20 protein-coding genes are annotated in these 16,416 nt (G+C 68.5%); 2 read left to right on the forward strand and 18 right to left on the reverse strand.

Features of this window, described 5'->3' with window-relative positions; translation table 11 throughout:
• From nuoF to RMP08_RS08500, 12 genes are all read right to left on the reverse strand, one after another.
• A partial coding sequence (gene nuoF, locus RMP08_RS08445; RefSeq protein WP_310468551.1) for an NADH-quinone oxidoreductase subunit NuoF occupies window positions 1-1,028 on the reverse strand: 1,028 nt, incomplete at its 3' end.
• Window positions 1,028-1,162, reverse strand: coding sequence for a hypothetical protein (locus RMP08_RS08450; RefSeq protein ID WP_310468552.1), 135 nt, complete (start codon window positions 1,160-1,162; stop codon window positions 1,028-1,030). The genes nuoF and RMP08_RS08450, both read right to left, overlap by 1 nt.
• Before the next feature lie 145 nt (window positions 1,163-1,307).
• Window positions 1,308-1,973 carry an NAD(P)H-dependent oxidoreductase subunit E gene (locus tag RMP08_RS08455; RefSeq protein ID WP_310468553.1) on the reverse strand — a complete coding sequence of 222 codons (666 nt, stop codon included), beginning with the start codon at window positions 1,971-1,973 and terminating at the stop codon, window positions 1,308-1,310.
• The gene (locus tag RMP08_RS08460; protein ID WP_310468554.1) at window positions 1,973-2,188 is read right to left on the reverse strand and encodes a hypothetical protein; all 216 of its coding nucleotides are present in this window, start codon (window positions 2,186-2,188) and stop codon (window positions 1,973-1,975) included. The genes RMP08_RS08455 and RMP08_RS08460 overlap by 1 nt, the downstream gene beginning before the upstream one ends.
• Entirely contained in the window at window positions 2,185-3,426 is a 1,242-nt protein-coding gene (locus tag RMP08_RS08465; protein WP_310468555.1) for an NADH-quinone oxidoreductase subunit D, read from the reverse strand. Before RMP08_RS08465 ends, RMP08_RS08460 begins: the two co-directional genes overlap by 4 nt.
• Window positions 3,423-4,274 (reverse strand): NADH-quinone oxidoreductase subunit C, encoded by an 852-nt coding sequence (locus RMP08_RS08470; RefSeq protein WP_310468556.1) that lies wholly within the window; start codon window positions 4,272-4,274, stop codon window positions 3,423-3,425. The genes RMP08_RS08465 and RMP08_RS08470 overlap by 4 nt, the downstream gene beginning before the upstream one ends.
• Complete coding sequence (locus tag RMP08_RS08475) at window positions 4,274-4,855, reverse strand: NADH-quinone oxidoreductase subunit B family protein (protein WP_310468557.1); 582 nt, start codon at window positions 4,853-4,855, stop codon at window positions 4,274-4,276. The genes RMP08_RS08470 and RMP08_RS08475 overlap by 1 nt, the downstream gene beginning before the upstream one ends.
• Window positions 4,846-5,223 carry an NADH-quinone oxidoreductase subunit A gene (ndhC, locus tag RMP08_RS08480; RefSeq protein ID WP_310468558.1) on the reverse strand — a complete coding sequence of 126 codons (378 nt, stop codon included), beginning with the start codon at window positions 5,221-5,223 and terminating at the stop codon, window positions 4,846-4,848. The genes RMP08_RS08475 and ndhC overlap by 10 nt, the downstream gene beginning before the upstream one ends.
• An 86-nt stretch (window positions 5,224-5,309) precedes the next feature.
• Window positions 5,310-6,122 carry an inositol monophosphatase family protein gene (locus RMP08_RS08485; protein ID WP_310468559.1) on the reverse strand — a complete coding sequence of 271 codons (813 nt, stop codon included), beginning with the start codon at window positions 6,120-6,122 and terminating at the stop codon, window positions 5,310-5,312.
• Window positions 6,122-6,685: an elongation factor P gene (gene efp, locus RMP08_RS08490; RefSeq protein ID WP_310468560.1), complete on the reverse strand. Its 564-nt coding sequence runs from the start codon at window positions 6,683-6,685 to the stop codon at window positions 6,122-6,124. The genes RMP08_RS08485 and efp overlap by 1 nt, the downstream gene beginning before the upstream one ends.
• 126 nt (window positions 6,686-6,811) lie before the next feature.
• A complete protein-coding gene (locus RMP08_RS08495) occupies window positions 6,812-7,441 on the reverse strand; it encodes a M23 family metallopeptidase (RefSeq protein ID WP_310468561.1) in 630 nt (209 codons plus the stop codon).
• Entirely contained in the window at window positions 7,441-8,556 is a 1,116-nt protein-coding gene (locus RMP08_RS08500) for a L,D-transpeptidase family protein (protein ID WP_310468562.1), read from the reverse strand. The genes RMP08_RS08495 and RMP08_RS08500 overlap by 1 nt, the downstream gene beginning before the upstream one ends.
• A 118-nt stretch (window positions 8,557-8,674) precedes the next feature.
• Here RMP08_RS08500 and RMP08_RS08505 point away from each other — a divergent pair, with 118 nt between their 5' ends.
• Window positions 8,675-11,074 (forward strand): insulinase family protein, encoded by a 2,400-nt coding sequence (locus RMP08_RS08505; protein WP_310468563.1) that lies wholly within the window; start codon window positions 8,675-8,677, stop codon window positions 11,072-11,074.
• Here RMP08_RS08505 and thiE read toward each other — a convergent pair.
• Window positions 11,071-11,736 (reverse strand): thiamine phosphate synthase, encoded by a 666-nt coding sequence (thiE, locus tag RMP08_RS08510; RefSeq protein WP_310468564.1) that lies wholly within the window; start codon window positions 11,734-11,736, stop codon window positions 11,071-11,073. The two genes, RMP08_RS08505 and thiE, sit on opposite strands and share 4 nt — an antisense overlap.
• A 35-nt stretch (window positions 11,737-11,771) precedes the next feature.
• Between thiE and RMP08_RS08515 the strand changes: the two genes are divergently transcribed.
• Entirely contained in the window at window positions 11,772-12,197 is a 426-nt protein-coding gene (locus RMP08_RS08515) for a hypothetical protein (RefSeq protein ID WP_310468565.1), read from the forward strand.
• On the opposite strand, the gene RMP08_RS08520 is transcribed toward RMP08_RS08515, so the two are convergent.
• The 5 genes from RMP08_RS08520 to RMP08_RS08540 all read right to left on the reverse strand — a co-directional run.
• On the reverse strand, window positions 12,194-13,102 hold the full coding sequence (locus tag RMP08_RS08520) for a fructose bisphosphate aldolase (protein WP_310468566.1): 909 nt from the start codon (window positions 13,100-13,102) through the stop codon (window positions 12,194-12,196). The two genes, RMP08_RS08515 and RMP08_RS08520, sit on opposite strands and share 4 nt — an antisense overlap.
• On the reverse strand, window positions 13,089-13,781 hold the full coding sequence (locus tag RMP08_RS08525) for a TIGR02466 family protein (protein ID WP_310468567.1): 693 nt from the start codon (window positions 13,779-13,781) through the stop codon (window positions 13,089-13,091). The genes RMP08_RS08520 and RMP08_RS08525 overlap by 14 nt, the downstream gene beginning before the upstream one ends.
• The gene (locus RMP08_RS08530) at window positions 13,778-14,980 is read right to left on the reverse strand and encodes a phosphoglycerate kinase (protein WP_310468568.1); all 1,203 of its coding nucleotides are present in this window, start codon (window positions 14,978-14,980) and stop codon (window positions 13,778-13,780) included. The genes RMP08_RS08525 and RMP08_RS08530 overlap by 4 nt, the downstream gene beginning before the upstream one ends.
• Window positions 14,981-15,094: 114 nt before the next feature.
• The gene (gap, locus tag RMP08_RS08535; RefSeq protein ID WP_310468569.1) at window positions 15,095-16,102 is read right to left on the reverse strand and encodes a type I glyceraldehyde-3-phosphate dehydrogenase; all 1,008 of its coding nucleotides are present in this window, start codon (window positions 16,100-16,102) and stop codon (window positions 15,095-15,097) included.
• Window positions 16,099-16,416 (reverse strand): transketolase-like TK C-terminal-containing protein (locus tag RMP08_RS08540; protein WP_310468570.1); only part of this gene is annotated, 318 nt, incomplete at its 5' end. The genes RMP08_RS08540 and gap, both read right to left, overlap by 4 nt.

Below are 16,416 nucleotides of genomic sequence, written 5' to 3' on the forward strand. Positions count from 1 at the left end.
ATGCGGCTGATCGCGCGGACGATGTCGGTCGACTTGTCCATCACGATGACGGCCGCGGTGCCGAGACCCGAGCCGAGCGCCTTCAAGCCGTCGAAATCCATCGGCGCGTCGATGATCTCGTGCGCCGGGACCAGCGGCACCGACGAGCCGCCGGGGATGACAGCGAGCAAATTGTCCCACCCGCCGCGGATGCCGCCGCCGTGGCGGTCGATCAGCTCGCGGAACGAGATCGACATCGATTCCTCGACCACGCACGGGGTGTTGATGTGGCCCGACAGCTGGAACAGCTTGGTGCCTTCGTTCTTCTCGCGCCCGAAGCCGGCGAACCAGGCGGGGCCGCGCCGCAGGATGGTCGGGACCACGGCGATGCTCTCGACATTGTTGACCGTGGTCGGGCAGCCGTAGAGCCCGGCGCCGGCGGGGAACGGCGGCTTGAGCCGGGGCTTGCCCTGCTTGCCCTCGAGGCTTTCGAGCATCGCGGTTTCTTCGCCGCAGATGTAGGCGCCCGCGCCGCGGTGGACGAACAGGTCGAAGTCATGGCCCGATCCCGCCGCGTTCTTGCCGAGCAAGCCGGCGGCATAGGCCTCGGCGACGGCTTTCTCGAGCGCCGCGCACTCGCGAATAAATTCGCCGCGGATGTAGATGTAGCCGGCGCGCGCGCGCATCGCGAAGCCGGCGATCAGCGAGCCTTCGATGAGCTTGTGCGGGTCGTGGCGGATGATCTCGCGGTCCTTGCACGATCCGGGCTCGGATTCGTCGGCGTTGACGACAAGGAAATTGGGTTTGCCGGGCTTGGGCTCCTTGGGCATGAAGCTCCACTTCATCCCGGTCGGGAAGCCGGCGCCGCCGCGCCCGCGCAGGCCCGAGGCCTTGATCGCCTCGATGATGCCGTCCTCGCCCGCCTGCATCAGTTTGGCGGTGCCGTCCCAGTCGCCGCGCGCCTGCGCCGCCTTCAAGTCGGGCGACTGGAAGCCGTAGACGTTGGTGAAGATGCGGTCCTTGTCGGACAGCGGCCCGGTCGCGCTCATCAGCCGATCACTCCGGTGAAATAGAGCGCGGCGACGACGATCAGCGCGAGCACGGCGAATTTGATGATGCCGGTGATGAACTTGAACGCGAGGAACGCGAGCACGACCGCGATGAGGATGGCGACTATACTCATGCCAGCGCCTCGCCGCACCACATTCCGTTTGTCCCGAGCGAAGTCGAGGGAGCCCTTCGAGCGAAGCCGAGAAATTGCCTCGGCTGCGCTCGGCTGAGTCCCTCGACTTCGCTCGGGATGAACGGGTTTGGGTTAGCCTTCGCCATCACCACTGCCCCCGGTAGTCGTAATTGCGCTCGGCCATTTTTTTCAGCGAGGTCGGGCCGCCATCGGGGCAGCTGGTCTGACGCTCGACCTGCGGCCCCGCCTTGGGCGTTTCGCCGCGCGCCAGCGCGTCGAGCACCGCGGTCATGCCGGCCTCGGTTAGATCCTCGTAATTATCGTCGTTGATCTGCACCATCGGCGCGTTGGCGCAGGCGCCGAGGCACTCGACCTCGGTCAATGTGAACAGCCCGTCGTCGGTGGTTTTGCCCTTTTTCAGCCCGCGCGCATAGCAAGCCGCCAGCACGTCATCCGACCCGCGCAGCATACATGGCGTCGTGCCGCACACCTGGACATGGAAGCGGCCGACCGGGACCAGATTGAACATGGTGTAGAAGGTCGCGACCTCGAGCACGCGGATCACCGGCATGCCGAGCTCGCGCGCGACGAACTCCATCACCGGCAGCGGCAGCCAGCCCTGCGTATTGGTCTCCGCGCCGACCTGGCGCTGGGCGAGGTCGAGCAACGGGATCACCGCCGATTGCTGGCGCCCCGCGGGATAGCGCGCGACAAACGCCGCGGCAGCCTTGGCGTTGGCGGGATCCCACGCAAACGAAGCCCACCGCGCGCGGGTCTCGGGATCGTCAAGGATGGAGGCTGGGCCAGCCATTATTCGGACTCCAGCATTTTATGCATGATCGGCCGGCCGCCCCAGATCAGCCCGAAAAATAGCATGCCGGCGATCGCACCAAGCGGCGGCACCGCCCATATCCCGTAATCGTACAGCGAGCGGTTGATCAGGCCGAGGTTGAGCCCGAGGAGAACAAACCCGCCGAGCGCCAGCACGACCACGAAGCCGCGGGCCACCAGATTGGGCGCCCTCACCGGTCGCACTCCCCGAACACGACGTCGATCGCGCTGAGCACCGCGGTGGTGTCGGCGAGCATGTGGCCCTTCATCATGAAGTCCATCGCCTGGAGGTGGCTGAACGCGGTCGGGCGGATCTTGCAGCGGTAGGGCCGGTTGGTGCCGTCCGCGACGAGGTAGACGCCGAACTCGCCCTTGGGACTCTCGGTCGCGACATAGACTTCGCCGGCGGGGACGTGATAGCCCTCGGTGTACAGCTTGAAGTGGTGGATCAGCGCTTCCATCGAGGTCTTCATCTCGGCGCGCGGCGGCGGGAACACCTTGCGGTCGAGGCTGCCGATTTGGCCGGCGGGCATTTCCTTCAAGCATTGCCGCGCGATGCGCCACGATTGGCGCACTTCCTCGACGCGGACCATGAAGCGGTCGTAGCAATCGCCGTTGGTGCCGACCGGGACGTCGAACTCCATGCGGTCGTAGACTTCGTAGGGCTGCGAGCGGCGGATGTCCCACGCCACCCCGGCGGCGCGGATCATCGGGCCGGAGAAGCCCCACGCGATGGCATCGTCGCGCGACACCTTGCCGATGTCGACGTTGCGCTGCTTGAAGATGCGGTTGTCGGCGACCAGCGAGATGGCGTCCTCGAACAGCTTCAAGCGGTTGTCGAGGAAGTCGCCGATCTGGGCGAACACCTTGGGCGGAATGTCGCCGTGGACCCCGCCGGCGCGGAAGTAATTGGCGTGCATCCGCGCGCCCGACACCGCCTCGTAGATCTGCATCAAATCTTCGCGCAGCTCGAACAGCCACAGGTTCGGCGTCATTGCGCCGACATCCATGATGTGGCTGCCGAGGTTGAGCATGTGATTCTTGATGCGGGTCAATTCCGCCATCAGCACGCGGATGTATTGCGCGCGGGGCGGCACCTCGAGCCCCATCAATTTCTCGATGGCGAGCACGAAGCTGTGCTCCATCGACATCGGAGAGCAGTAATCGAGCCGGTCGAAATAGGGCAAAGCCTGGGCGTAGGTCTTGTATTCGATCAGTTTCTCGGTGCCGCGGTGGAGCAGGCCGATGTGCGGATCGACCCGCTCGACGATCTCGCCGTCCAGCTCCATGATCAGCCGCTGCACGCCGTGCGCGTCGGGGTGCTGGGGGCCGAAATTGATGGTGGAATTGTGGTTCGCCTCGTCTCCCGCGGTGTCGTCGCCGGCTTCCGCGGGCGCGCCGACGGTGAGGTCGATGGTGCGGGTGTCGGTCATGCCGCGCCTCCGCCCGGGCGGCGGCGGCCGGCCGGCTTGGGCTTGGGCTCGGCAGTCTTGCCCGGCTTCGACACTTCGCTCGCGGCCTTGGCCTTGGCCGGCTTGCGCGCCTGCTTCTGCTCGGCCGCGTTGGCTGGGGCGCCGCCACCGGTTTGCGCCGGCGTGTCGGTGGTCTTGGGCGTCTTGGCGTCGGTTTTGGCCGCGACCTGGGGCGGAGCGCCCGTGGCCGGGGCCGGGCTTGGCGCGCCGGGCGCCTGCGGCTCGGCCTTCTCGTCGCCGGGGAGCGCATATTCGGCGCCTTGCCACGGCATCAGGAAGTCGAACGTGCGGAAGTCCTGCGGGAGCGAGACGGGCTCGTAGACGACGCGCTTCTCGGCCTCGGAATAACGCAGCTCGACGAAGCCGGTGAGCGGGAAATCCTTGCGCTGCGGGTGGCCCTCGAAGCCATAGTCGGTGAGGATGCGGCGGAGGTCCGGGTTGCCGGCGAACCCGACCCCGTACATGTCGAACACCTCGCGCTCGAGCCAGCCGGCGACCGGCCAGAGCGAGGTGACGCTCGGCACGGGGGTCATTTCGTCGGTGGCGACATGGACGCGGACGCGGTGGTTGTTGGTCAGCGACAGCAGGCAATAGACGATCTCGAAGCGCTCAGGCCGCTCGGGGAAGTCGACCCCGGCGATCTCCATCAGCTGCTGGTAGCCGTGGTTGTCGCGCAGTGACTTGAGCACGGCGACGAGATCGTCCCGATTGACATCGAACGCGGTCTCGAGCCCGGCGCGCGGGCGCGCTTCGGCCAGCCCGGCAAGGGCGGCGGGCGCGTCGGCGTAGCGGGGAGCGGACGTCGCCATCAGCGCTCGATCGTCCCTTCGCGGCGGATTTTGCGCTGGAGCTGCATGATCCCGTACAACAGCGCTTCGGCGGTCGGCGGGCAGCCGGGGACGTAGATGTCGACCGGCACGATGCGGTCGCAGCCGCGCACCACCGAGTAGCTGTAATGATAATAGCCGCCGCCGTTGGCGCAGCTGCCCATCGAGATGACGTAGCGCGGCTCGGACATCTGGTCGTAGACGCGGCGCAACGCGGGGGCCATTTTGTTGCACAAAGTGCCGGCGACGATCATCACGTCCGACTGGCGCGGGGATGCCCGCGGCGCCGCGCCGAACCGCTCGAGGTCGTAGCGCGGCATGTTGACGTGGATCATCTCGACCGCGCAGCAGGCCAGACCGAAGGTCATCCACCACAACGACCCGGTGCGCGCCAAGGTGAACAGATCCTCGGCCGAGGCGACCATGAAGCCCTTCCTGTCGAGCTCCTCGCGCATCGCCTCGAACTGCTTCATGTCGACGCTGCCCGGCACCAGCCCGGCGGCGCGCGCGATCTCCTCCTCGGTCGGCTGCGGGTTGACGCGGGGGTCGAGGGTCACTCCCATTCGAGCGCACCCTTTTTCCACGCGTAGGCGAGGCCGAGGCCAAGTTCGGCGAGGAAGATCATCATCGCGATCCACCCCGCCCAGCCGATCCCGGCCAGGCTGACCGCCCACGGGAACAGGAAGGCGGCTTCGAGATCGAACACGATGAACAGGATGGCGACGAGGTAGAAGCGCACGTCAAACTGGGCGCGCGCGTCCTCGAAGGCGGGGAAGCCGCACTCATATTCGGAAAGCTTTTGCGGGTTGGGGCGGTGGGCGCCGGTCAGGCGGCTGACCAGCATCGGCAGCACCACGAACCCCGCCGACAGCCCGAGGGCGATGGCGAGGAACAGCAGGATCGGCAGATAACCGGCGGCAACGCTGGCCAAGACTTACTCCACTCCGCGGCGGGACGTGGCGGCGCTTTAGGACAGGGCGCTGGCCCCCGCAACACCGCGAACCATGCGAATTCGTTCTAGCGCAGCGCCACCGCGAGCAGCTTGTGCAGCCGCGAGTGGAGCTCGCCGTTGGCGGCGAGATATTCGCGGCGCTCGGCCATGCGGTCGCCGCCGCGGTAATCGGTGATGAACCCGCCGGCCTCCTTGACCAGCAGCAGCCCCGCGGCGGTGTCCCACAGGTCGAGATCGTCTTCCCAGAAGCCGTCCATCCGCCCCGCCGCGACCCACGCCAGGTCCAATGCCGCCGAGCCGAAGCGGCGCACGCCCGACACCTCGGGGGCGATGGCGGCGTAGATCTTGCTCCACGACGCGACATCGCCGCGCCCGCAGTGCGGCAGGCCGGTGCCGATCAGGCATTCCGACAGGTTGCGGCGCGACGAAACGCGCAGGCGGCGGTCGAGCAACCACGCGCCGCGGCCCTTCTCGGCCCAGAACGTCTCGTCGGTCAGCGGCTGGTAGACCAGGCCGTGGCTGATCTCGCTGCCGCCGCCGGGCTTGGGCTCCTCGACCGCGATCGAGATCGCGAAATGGGGCACGCCGTGGAGGAAGTTGGTGGTGCCGTCCAATGGATCGACGATCCACCGCGGCTTGTCCGGATTGCCGGCGATTTCGCCGCCTTCCTCGAGCAGCAGCCCCCAGTCGGGGCGCGCGGTGCGCAGTTCGTCGACGATCGACTGCTCGGCGCGCTTGTCGGCCATCGACACGAAGTCGGCCGGGCCCTTGCGGCTGACCTGGAGCTGCTCGACCTCGCCGAAATCACGCCGCAGCCGCGGGGCCGCCTTGCGCGCCGCGCGGGTCATGACGGTGATCAGGCCGGAGTGGGAGACCATCAGTCGGCGCGGCGGACGTAGGTCTGCTCGTAGACATCGACCACGATCCGGGTGCCGGCGCCGATGTGCGGCGGAACCATCACGCGGACGCCGTTGTCGAGCACCGCGGGCTTGTAGCTCGACGACGCGGTCTGGCCCTTCACCACCGCGTCGGCTTCGACGATCAGCGCTTCGATGGTGTCGGGCAATTGCACCGAAATCGCCCGCTCGTCGTACAGTTCCATGACCACGTCCATGCCGTCCTGGAGGAACGCCGCGGCATCGCCGAGCAAGTCCTTGGGCAGGCTGATCTGCTCGTAGCTTTCCTTGTCCATGAAGGTCAGCATGTCGCCGTCGGCGAACAGGAACTGGAAGTCCTTGGTGTCGAGGCGGACGCGCTCGACCGTCTCGGCCGAGCGGAAGCGGACATTGTTCTTGCGCCCGTCGATGAGGTTCTTCAGCTCGACCTGCATGTAGGCGCCGCCCTTGCCCGGCTGGGTGTGCTGGATCTTGACCGCGCGCCAGATGCCGCCTTCATATTCGATGATGTTGCCGGGACGGATGTCCACGCCGCTGATCTTCATGCCTGTCTCGCGCCCTATTCATCCGTTCGGGCTGAGCTTGTCGAAGCCCTGCACTTGGCGTTTCAAGAACAGGACAGCCCTTCGACAGGCTCAGGGCGAACGGGGTGTGTGGTTGAACGCGGCCCCTTAGCCTGCGGCCTTCTTACCGGCAAGCAGCGGGTAGGGATTGACCGGGGTGCCCTGCCACCACTTCTCGCCCGCGCTCATGCGGTTGATCGCGAAATGGAGGTGGGGGCCGGATGGGTTGGCGTTGCCCGACACGCCGACGAAGCCGATCGGCGTTCCGCGCGCCACGCGCTGCCCCTCGCGCAAGCCGGGCGCATAGGCCGAGAGGTGCGCGTAATAATAATTCCACCGCCCGTCGTCGGAGCGGACATAAGCGGTAATCCCGCCGCCGCCCTCGCTGAAAAAGAGCTTTTCGACCCGCCCCGGCGCGGCGGCCACCACCGGGCGGCCACTCGGCGCCATGATGTCGATCGCGTCATGCACCCGCGCCCCGCCGGCGCGCGCCTGGGTGAAGGTGTCGACCAGTTCGCCGGGCTTGACCCCGACCACCGGGATGGCGAGCCCGGCGGGCCCGACCTCGACACCCTCGGCGACCGCGACATCGCGGTTGCCGACCTCGACCGTCGCGACATCGCCTTTGGGGTCGACTTTGCCATCGGTGCCCTGGGGCGCGCCGCGGATATTGAAGACAAAGATCCAGAACGCGCTGACCAGGATCGCCGTGACGATCGCGGTGCCGACGACTTTCATCAGGCCTGGAAGATCGCCGTGAAGCCCGGCTTCATCATCCGCGACAGCCGCAGCACGTCCCAATTGGTCATGCGGATGCAGCCCGAGGATTCAGCCCGGCCGATGGTTTGCGGCTCGTTGGTGCCGTGAATGCCGTAATGCTCCTTGGTCAGGTCGAGCCACGCCACGCCGACCGGGCCGTTAGGCCCCGGCGGCAAGGTCAGCTGCTTGTCGGTCTTGGGGTTGTTGAGCAACTCCGGCTGGTACTTGAACGGCGGCAGGAAGGCGTAGGTGGTGGCCTTCCAGCGCCCGATCGGCAGCGGATATTGCTTCGAGCCCATGGTCACCGGGAAGGCGGCGACCAGCTGCGGCTCGGCCTTAGCGGCGGCGGCCGGCTTCGCCTCGCTGTTCGACGCGCCGGGCACCGCGCCGCGATAGACCTTGAGCACGCCCTCGCTCTTGTCGACCACGACATAATCGCCCTGCGGCTGCTGCCCGTCGATGTTGAGCGCGTTGAGCGCGCCGGCGCCATTGCCCTGGACCCCGGCATAGTCGCGCGAGGTCGGGACGACATTGGGCAGGCGCAGGGTCTGGCCAAGGCCGATCAATTTATCGGGGCCGTTCAAGGCAACGATCGTGTCGGGCGTGGTGTGGTAGCGCTCGGCCAGCCTCTCGAGCATGTTGCGGTAACCGAGGAACTTCAATTCGGCCTGTTTCTCCGGGTCGCTCGGGAACGGGTAGACAAATTGGCCGCGCACGTCGTCCTGGCCGAGGCGGACCATGACCGTCGAGGGCCGGTTGGCCTGGAGCAAGGCGCGGCGCGTCTCGCTGTCGAGCTTGCCGGTCGGGTCGAGCCCGCGCGCGCGCTGGAAGCTGCCCAGCGACAATTTGAACGATTCGCCGGCCTTGCCGTCGATCACGCCAGGCGAAAAGGCGTTGGCCGACAGCAGCACTTGGGCGTGGAACAGCTCGCCGTTGATCGGCGACCCCGGTGTGCCCGGCGCGGCGAACGGTTTTGCCGCGGCTGTGGGGGACGCGGTGGCGGCGGCCGGCTTGGGCTGCGCCTGCGCGATGGCGACGGCGGCGCTGGCCGCGCCGATCAGACCGGCGGCGAAACGAATGGTCCTGGACTGCACGCAACTCTCCTGTGGCGGGAAACATGTTCGGGTGTGCAACGATGCAGCCCCGACTAGTTTCCATTGCCGGGCTTGCGGACCGCGGCAGCGGCGGGAATGATGGCGGCCGGGGGAGCGGATGAAACCGACACTTGCGATTGCCGCCTTGCTGCTGATTTCGGGCGCCCCGGCGCGGGCCGAGCTCGACCTTGCGCGCGCCGATGTCAGCCGGCTTCCCAACGGGCTGATCGTCATCATCCTCGAGGACCGCACCCTTCCCGTCGTCAGCACCCAATTGCTGGTCAAGAGCGGCGCGCGGGACGAGACTGCGGGCAAGACCGGGCTGGCGCATTTCCTCGAGCATCTCGCGTTCCGCGCCAGCGCCGCGTTCCCGGGCGCCTCGGCGACCGAAGCAATCTACGATGCGGGCGGGGAATGGCACGGCTACACCTGGCTCGACCAGACGACGTACTACGCGACCGTGCCGCGCGACGGGCTCGACCTGCTGCTGCGGATCGAGGCCGACCGGCTCGCCAATGTGACCATCGACCCCGCCGCGCTCGCCGCCGAGAAGGGCGCGGTGATCACCGAGATGCACGGCTATGAGAACGACCCCTCGTCGGTGCTGCTCGATGCGGTCACCGCGACCGCGCTCCAGGCGCACCCGTACCGCAACAACACGATCGGCTACGAAAGCGATGTCGCGGCACTGACGCTGGACGACGCCAGCGATTTTTACCGGCGCCATTACACCCCGGCCAACAGCGTGCTGTCGATCGTCGGCGATATTTCGACGGCGCAGGCCAAGGCGCTGGTCGCGCGGCATTTCGGCGCGATTGCGGCGCGCCCGGCGCCGCTCCGCACGGCGGCGGTCGAGCCGCCCCAGCGCGGCGAGCGGCGGACGATGCTGGCCGGGCCGACCGACCGCCCGATGTTCACCCTCGCCTTCCCCGCGCCGGCCGCGTCGAACCGCGACTTCGCGGCGTTCCTCGTGCTCCAGCAGTTGCTGGGCGGCGGCTCGGGGATCAATTTCGACCACAACGACTGGGGCACGCCGGCCAAGCCGGGATCGCTGCTTGAGGGCGCCGCGGACGGCATCGCGACCTGGTTCATCCCGACCGCCGACCGCTACATTTTCACGATCAAGGGTGCGCTTCCAGACGGCGCGAGCGAGGTTGCGGTCGAGCAGGCGCTGGCCGAGCGGCTCGCGCGGGCTGGTGACACGACCCCGGCCAAGCTCGCCGCCGCCAAGGCCGCCGTGCGCCAGCAATTGGCCGAGGACGTCGAGACCACCGAGGACGCCGCGCACCAGCTTGCGTACTTCGAGGGCATCGGCGCGCTCGACACGCTGATCGGCCTGCCCCGCGCGGTCGCGGCGGTCAGCGCGGCCGACATCGCGCGAGTCGCCCGCGCTTATCTCGCCCCGAGCCAGCGCACGGTCGGCTGGCTGGTGCCGGGCGAGGCGCCGGCAACGGGCAAACTCGGTGCCGGGTCGCCATCTGCGGCCCAACCGCGCGCGGGCAAGCCGGCACAAGCCTTCGCGCTGTCGCCGCCGGTGCTGCGCACACTTTCCGCCGGGCTCCCGGCGATCGTCCAGGCCAGCCCGCTGTCGCCGAACGTGACGGTGGAACTGCTGCTGTCCGCGCCCGTCACCGGCGAACAGCCGCCGCGCGATTTGCCCGGGCTGGGGCGGGTCGTCCGCTCGGGCCCGGCGTCGGCGTTGCCCGCGCTGATCGCCGAGGCGTCAGAGGCCGCGCGGGCGGCGCCGTTGCCGCAGGTCATTGCCAGCGACGATCCCGACACCCGCATCCAGCAGATGATCGCCAGCGAGACCGCGCCGTTGACGGTCAACCCGCCGCAACCGATCGCGGTCGTGGTCAGTGGGGCGGTGCAACCGGCCAACGCCTTTGCCACGCTCGAGCAAGCGATCGGGCGCACTGCGGCCGCGACATTGCCCGCGCCGCCGGCAGCGCGGCAACCGCACCAGAAAGTCGTCGCGGAGATCGCGAAGCCGCTATCCCAAGGCGCGCTCGGCTACGTCGTCGCCACGCCGCCGCCGGGCACCCGCGACGGGCTTGCGTGGCGAATGCTGCTGTACATTCTGACGCACGATTATTCGGGACGGCTCGGCCGCTCGGCGATCGGCGACAAGGGCCTCGCCTACCATATTTATTCGAGCTTCCGGACCGACGGCCGGCGCGCCTGGGCGACCGTCTGGACCGGGGTCGACCCGGCCCACGCCGACGCCCTCGAAGCCGAGCTCAAGGCGCAGCTCGCCGGCCTCCAGTTCAATCCCCCGACCACCGCCGAGGTCGAGGCGGCCCGCCGCCACCTCCTCGGCCGCGACCTCAGCGCTGCTCAAAACAATGCGGAAATTGCTGACAAGCTCGCCCGCCAGTTCGTCGAGACCGGCGGCGTGCGCAGCCATGCCGAGCTGGCGGCGCTGCTGGCGACGATCACCCCGGCCGACCTCGCCGCGATCGCCCCCGCCTTCGCCCGCGGCACCATCCTGCGGGTCGATGTCGGGGTGAAACGCTAGCCCTTCAGCACGCCCTCGAACGCGGCGACCGCGGCGGCCGGATCGTCCCTGCCCCACACCGCCTGGCACATCGCGAGGAAATCGGCGCCGGCCGCGACCAATGGCGCGGCATTGTCCGGGGTGATCCCGCCGATCGCCACGCACGGCAGCTCGAACAGGCTCGCCCACCAGCTCAGCAGCGCCGGCTCGGGGCGGTAATTGCTCGGCTTGGTGGTGGTTTCGTAGAACGCCCCGAACGCGACATAATCGGCGCCGTCCTCGCCTGCCTGCATCGCCAGGTGGCGGCTGTCGTGGCAGGTGCGGCCGATCTGGGCCGCGGGGCCGAGCGATGCGCGCGCGTCGCGGATGTCGCCGTCGGACTGGCCGAGATGCACGCCGTCGGCGCCGAGGCGCTTGGCCAAGGCGACGCTGTCGTTGACGATGAACGCGGTGGCAAAATCGGCGCAGATCCGCTGCAGCGGCTCGGCCAGCCGCGCCAGCTCATGCTCGCCGATGTCCTTGACGCGCAGCTGGAACGCCGCGACCGGCGCCCCGCCGAGCGCCGCCTTCAAGCGGTCGGGGAAGGAGCCGCCGACCTCCTGCGGGCTGATCAAATACAGCTGGCACGGCTCGCGCCGCGGCGGCGGCGGAAACAGCGAAAGGTCGAATTCGTCGTCGTTCATGGGCGGCTCATTAGCCGGGCGGGATGCTGCGTCCAATGAAAGCTGTCGTCGCCCTCGCCGCCACCCTCGCGCTGTCGGCCTGCACCGCGTTCGCCTCGACCTACTCGGCGTCGGGCGCGGCGGCCACCGTCCCGCTCGCCGCAACCGCGAGCGTAGGCGGGTTGCACATCCGCCCGCTGGCCGTGCTCGAGGACAGCCGCTGCCCGGCCAGCGTCCAGTGCGTGTGGGCGGGCCGGGTGCGGATCCGCGCGGCGATCTCCCCCCAGCACCTGCCTGTCGCGAGCGGCCCCGACGCGCCGTCGACCGCGGTCGGGCGCGAGCTTGACCTGACGCTGGGCGTTCCGGTGGTCGAGTTCGGCCGGACGGTGCTGCTGGCGGCGGTCGAGCCGGCGATCGCCGTCCCCGGTACGCCTGGCCCGGGCGCCTACCGCTTCACCTTCACCGTCGTCCGCGCGCGCTAGGCGGCCGCCGGCGCCGGTTCGGCGACCGACGCGGCGTGGATCTCATCGATCGCCGCGCCGAGCGTGCGGTCGAACTGTTCGTCGCTCATGTCGGCGCGCAAGTCCTCGAGCAAAGCGCGCGAGAAACTGGCGATGACGCCGCGGTTGCGGGCCAGCTCGCGGCACGCCTGTTCGCGCGTGAACCCGCCCGACAGCGCGACCACGCGGGCCACCCGCGGATGGTCGACCAGCGGCGCGTAAAGGTCGGCCGTAGTCGGCAGGGTCAGCTTGAGCATCACCTTTCCGTCTCCCGGCAGCCCGTCCAGCGCGGCCTTGAGCTCGGCCAGCAGGATGTCCTCCGCCGCGGCGCGGTCGGGCGCCTTGATCGACACCTCGGGCTCGATGATCGGCACCAGCCCGTGCGCCATGATCTGCTCACCCACCTCGAATTGCTGGCTGACCACCGCCGCGATCCCGCTGGGTGACGCGCGCTCGATCACCGAGCGCATCTTGGTCCCGACGATGCCCTTGGCGACGGCGCGCCCGAGCAAGGCGTCGAGCCCCGGGTTGGGCTTCATCAACTTGACCCCGTCGGCCTCGTCCTCGAGCCCCTTGTCGACCTTGAGGAACGGCACCACCCCGCGCTCCCGCAGCAGCTGGGGGACCGGCTTGCCGTCGGCCTCGCCGTCCATCGTCTTCTCGAACAGGATCGCGCCGAGCACCTTGTCGCCGGTAAACGACGGCGCGGTGATGATGCGCACCCGCATCTTGTGGACCAGCGCGAACATCTGATCGTCGTTGGCGTACGCGTCGGCGCCGATGCCGTACGCCTTGAGCGCGCCCGGCGTCGATCCGCCCGACTGGTCGAGCGCGGCGATGAACCCCTGTCCGCCTGCGATCCGGGCCATCATTTCAGAGTCTTGCATCGTCCTTGTCCTCGTCAAGCATCGCTGTGGTAGTGGGGCCGGCGGCGGCACCGGCAACGCGTGTAACCGCGCGGATGTTCATCGCCACCGAAATTCTCGAGCCGCTGCCCTGCCACGGATCGACCGAATGGGCGAGCCAGGCGGGGAACAGCACCATCAGCCCGGCGACGGGCCGGATCGCGGCGAAGATCTCCGCGTCCTCATTGTTGAAGCGCAGCGAGGGCGCGTGCATGCGCAGCCCGGGCATCCGTGGGTCGTGCAGCACCAGCGCGCCGCCTTCGCCCTCCCCCACCCGCACGTAATAGACCGCCGACCAGAACGAGCCGGCGTGCACGTGGGCGCGGTTGGACGCCCCCGCCGCGCTGACATTGGCCCAGGCATCGACGCTCCAGGTCGCGCTGCCGCCGCGCGTCGTCCTGGTGTTGGCCGTCGCCAGCGCGGTCGCATGGTCGATCAGCCGCTTGCCCGCGGCCCCCGCCCAGGCCGGCAGATCGTGCTTCGACTGCCAGCCGCCCTGGTTCGACATGCGCAAGCCCGGATCCTCGTTCATCCGCGCCAGGATTGCGGTCTCGAGCGCGGCGTTGAGCGTCGCGGCGTCGTCGAGCTCATCAATGATCACCGGCGTCGCGAACAATTGCACCACGCGGCCACCGGCCTTGGGCGGGTCGGTAGGAGTCATGCCTGCAGCGCCGCCACGCCCGGCAGCACCCGCCCTTCCATCCACTCGAGGAACGCCCCGCCGGCGGTCGACACGAAGGTGAAATCATCGGCCACGCCGGCGTGGTTGAGCGCGGCGACGGTATCGCCCCCGCCGGCGACCGAAACCAGGCTGCCGTCCTTGGTCAACGCCGCGGCGGTCTTGGCGAGCGCGACCGTGGCGGCGTCGAACGGGGGTGTCTCGAACGCGCCGAGCGGCCCGTTCCACACCAAGGTGCGGCAATTCTTGAGCACGTCGGCGAGCGCCTCGACCGCGGCGGGGCCGACGTCGAGGATCATCTCGTCCGCCGCGACTTCGTGGACGTTGCAGGTGCGCACGGACGGCGGGTTGGCGGCGAATTCCTTCGCCACCACCACGTCGTAGGGCAAATGGATGGTGCAGCCGGCGGCCTCGGCGCGGGCGAAAATGCCCTCCGCTTCGCCGGTCAAATCATGCTCGGCGAGCGACTTGCCGATGGCGACGCCGCGCGCGGCGAGAAAGGTGTTGGCCATGCCGCCGCCGATGATCAGGTGATCGACCTTGCTGACCAGGTGGCCGAGCACGGCGAGCTTGGACGACACCTTGGCCCCGCCGACCACCGCGGCGACCGGGCGCTCGGGGTTGCCGAGGGCTTTTTCCAGCGCCTTCAATTCGGCCTCCATCGCGCGGCCGGCGAAGCTCGGCAGGAGGTGTGCCAGGCCCTCGGTCGAGGCGTGGGCGCGGTGGGCGGCGGAGAAAGCGTCGTTGACGTAAAAATCGCCGAGCGCGGCCATCGCCTGGGCCAGCGCGGGGTCGTTGATCTCCTCGCCAAGATGAAAACGGGTGTTTTCGAGGATGCCGATATTGCCCGGCAGCATGGTCATTACGCCGCGCTCGGCCTCGGGGCCCTGGCAGTCCTCGATGAAGCGCACCGAGCGGCCGCTGAGCAGGGTCAGCGGGCGAACCAGTTGCGCGGTCGACATGTCGGGGCGGTTTTGCCCCCTGGGGCGGCCGAAATGCGACAGCAGGAGGACGATCGCGTCGCGGTCGGCGAGCTCGAGCACAGTCGGCAGGAGGGCGCGCAGGCGGGTGTCGTCGGCGACCGAGGCGCCGTCCATCGGGACGTTGAGGTCAACGCGCACCAGGACGCGCTTGCCGGCGAGGTCGTCGGGGAGGTCGTCGAGGGTTTTGAACTGGGTCATCCATTCTCCAATTCCCCTCCCGCTCGCGGGAGGGGTTAGGGGTGGGGATGTCAGTCAGGCCCACCCCTTCGTCGCTTCGCTCCTCTTCCCCTCCCGCGAGCGGGTGGGGGACAGCTAACCCAATTTCGCCATCGCCGCGGCGGTGTCGACCATGCGGTTGGAGAAGCCCCATTCATTGTCGTACCACGACACGACGCGGACCAATTTGCCCTCGAGCACCGCGGTTTCGAGGCTGTCGACGGTCGAGCTTGCGGGATTGTGGTTGAGGTCAATCGAGACCAATGGCTCGTCGGTGAAGTGAAGGATGCCCTTCAATGGCCCGCTCTCGCTGGCCGCCTTCAACGCGCCGTTGACCTCCTCCACGCTGGTGTCGCGCTTGGGGGTGAAGGTCAAATCGACCAGGCTGACGTTGGGGGTCGGAACGCGGATCGCCGAGCCGTCGAGCTTGCCTTTCAGTTCGGGCAGCACCTCGCCGACCGCGCGCGCGGCGCCGGTGGTGGTCGGGATGATCGACATCGCGGCGGCGCGCGCGCGGCGCATGTCGGGGTGGATCTGGTCGAGGATCTTCTGGTCGTTGGTGTAGGCGTGGATGGTGGTCATCAGCCCGCGCTCGATCCCGATCACGTCGTTCATCACCTTGGCCACGGGGGCGAGGCAATTGGTGGTGCACGAGGCGTTGGAGACGATCGTGTGCTCAGGCGTCAATTTGTCGTGGTTGACGCCGTAGACGACGGTCAGATCGGCGCCCTTGGCCGGGGCCGAGATCAGCACCCGCCCGGCGCCGGCATCGAGATGCTTCTGGCCGCCCTCCTTGTCGGCGAAGAAGCCGGTGCATTCGAGCGCGATTTCGACGCCGTTGGCGGCGTGGGGTAATTTGGCCGGGTCGCGCTCGGCAGTGACGTGGATCCGCTTGCCGTTGACGATCAGGTCGTTGCCGTCGGCGCGGACTTCGCCCGGGAACGGCCCGTGGACGCTGTCGCGCTTGAACAGCATGGCGTTGGACTTGGCGTCGGCGAGGTCGTTGATCGCCACCAGCTCGAGCCCGCAGTCGGGCCGCTCGAGGATGGCGCGGGCGACCAGCCGCCCGATGCGGCCGAAGCCGTTGATTGCAACTTTGGTCATTTTCCCAGTCTCTCCAGGATGCTCGGGGTGATGGCCTCGCTCGTGAGGCCGAAATGCTCGTACAGGTCCGCCGCCGGGGCCGAGGCGCCGAAGCGGTCGATGCCGATCCTCAGGCCGTGCAGCCCGGTATAGCGCTCCCAGCCAAAGGTCGTGCCGGCCTCGATCGAGACCCGCAGGATTTCGCGGTTGGAGACATCGGGCAATATGTCCTCGCGCCAGGCCGCGTCCTGCGCATCGAACAATTCGAAGGACGGCATCGAGACGACATCAGCGCCGATGCCCTGCCCTTCCAGCGCACTGGCGACATCGAGCGC

Origin of the sequence: Sphingomonas sp. (assembly GCF_031426035.1) — a bacterium.
GTDB lineage: Bacteria > Pseudomonadota > Alphaproteobacteria > Sphingomonadales > Sphingomonadaceae > Sphingomicrobium.

Coding starts and splice junctions, on each gene's coding strand:
- RMP08_RS08450 (WP_310468552.1), bottom strand. CDS start 1,162: ATGAGTATAGTCGCCATCCTCATCGCGGTCGTGCTCGCGTTCCTCGCG.
- RMP08_RS08455 (WP_310468553.1), bottom strand. CDS start 1,973: ATGGCTGGCCCAGCCTCCATCCTTGACGATCCCGAGACCCGCGCGCGG.
- RMP08_RS08465 (WP_310468555.1), bottom strand. CDS start 3,426: ATGACCGACACCCGCACCATCGACCTCACCGTCGGCGCGCCCGCGGAA.
- RMP08_RS08470 (WP_310468556.1), bottom strand. CDS start 4,274: ATGGCGACGTCCGCTCCCCGCTACGCCGACGCGCCCGCCGCCCTTGCC.
- RMP08_RS08475 (WP_310468557.1), bottom strand. CDS start 4,855: ATGGGAGTGACCCTCGACCCCCGCGTCAACCCGCAGCCGACCGAGGAG.
- RMP08_RS08485 (WP_310468559.1), bottom strand. CDS start 6,122: ATGGTCTCCCACTCCGGCCTGATCACCGTCATGACCCGCGCGGCGCGC.
- efp (WP_310468560.1), bottom strand. CDS start 6,685: ATGAAGATCAGCGGCGTGGACATCCGTCCCGGCAACATCATCGAATAT.
- RMP08_RS08495 (WP_310468561.1), bottom strand. CDS start 7,441: ATGAAAGTCGTCGGCACCGCGATCGTCACGGCGATCCTGGTCAGCGCG.
- RMP08_RS08505 (WP_310468563.1), top strand. CDS start 8,675: ATGAAACCGACACTTGCGATTGCCGCCTTGCTGCTGATTTCGGGCGCC.
- thiE (WP_310468564.1), bottom strand. CDS start 11,736: ATGAACGACGACGAATTCGACCTTTCGCTGTTTCCGCCGCCGCCGCGG.
- RMP08_RS08515 (WP_310468565.1), top strand. CDS start 11,772: ATGAAAGCTGTCGTCGCCCTCGCCGCCACCCTCGCGCTGTCGGCCTGC.
- RMP08_RS08520 (WP_310468566.1), bottom strand. CDS start 13,102: ATGCAAGACTCTGAAATGATGGCCCGGATCGCAGGCGGACAGGGGTTC.
- RMP08_RS08525 (WP_310468567.1), bottom strand. CDS start 13,781: ATGACTCCTACCGACCCGCCCAAGGCCGGTGGCCGCGTGGTGCAATTG.
- RMP08_RS08530 (WP_310468568.1), bottom strand. CDS start 14,980: ATGACCCAGTTCAAAACCCTCGACGACCTCCCCGACGACCTCGCCGGC.
- gap (WP_310468569.1), bottom strand. CDS start 16,102: ATGACCAAAGTTGCAATCAACGGCTTCGGCCGCATCGGGCGGCTGGTC.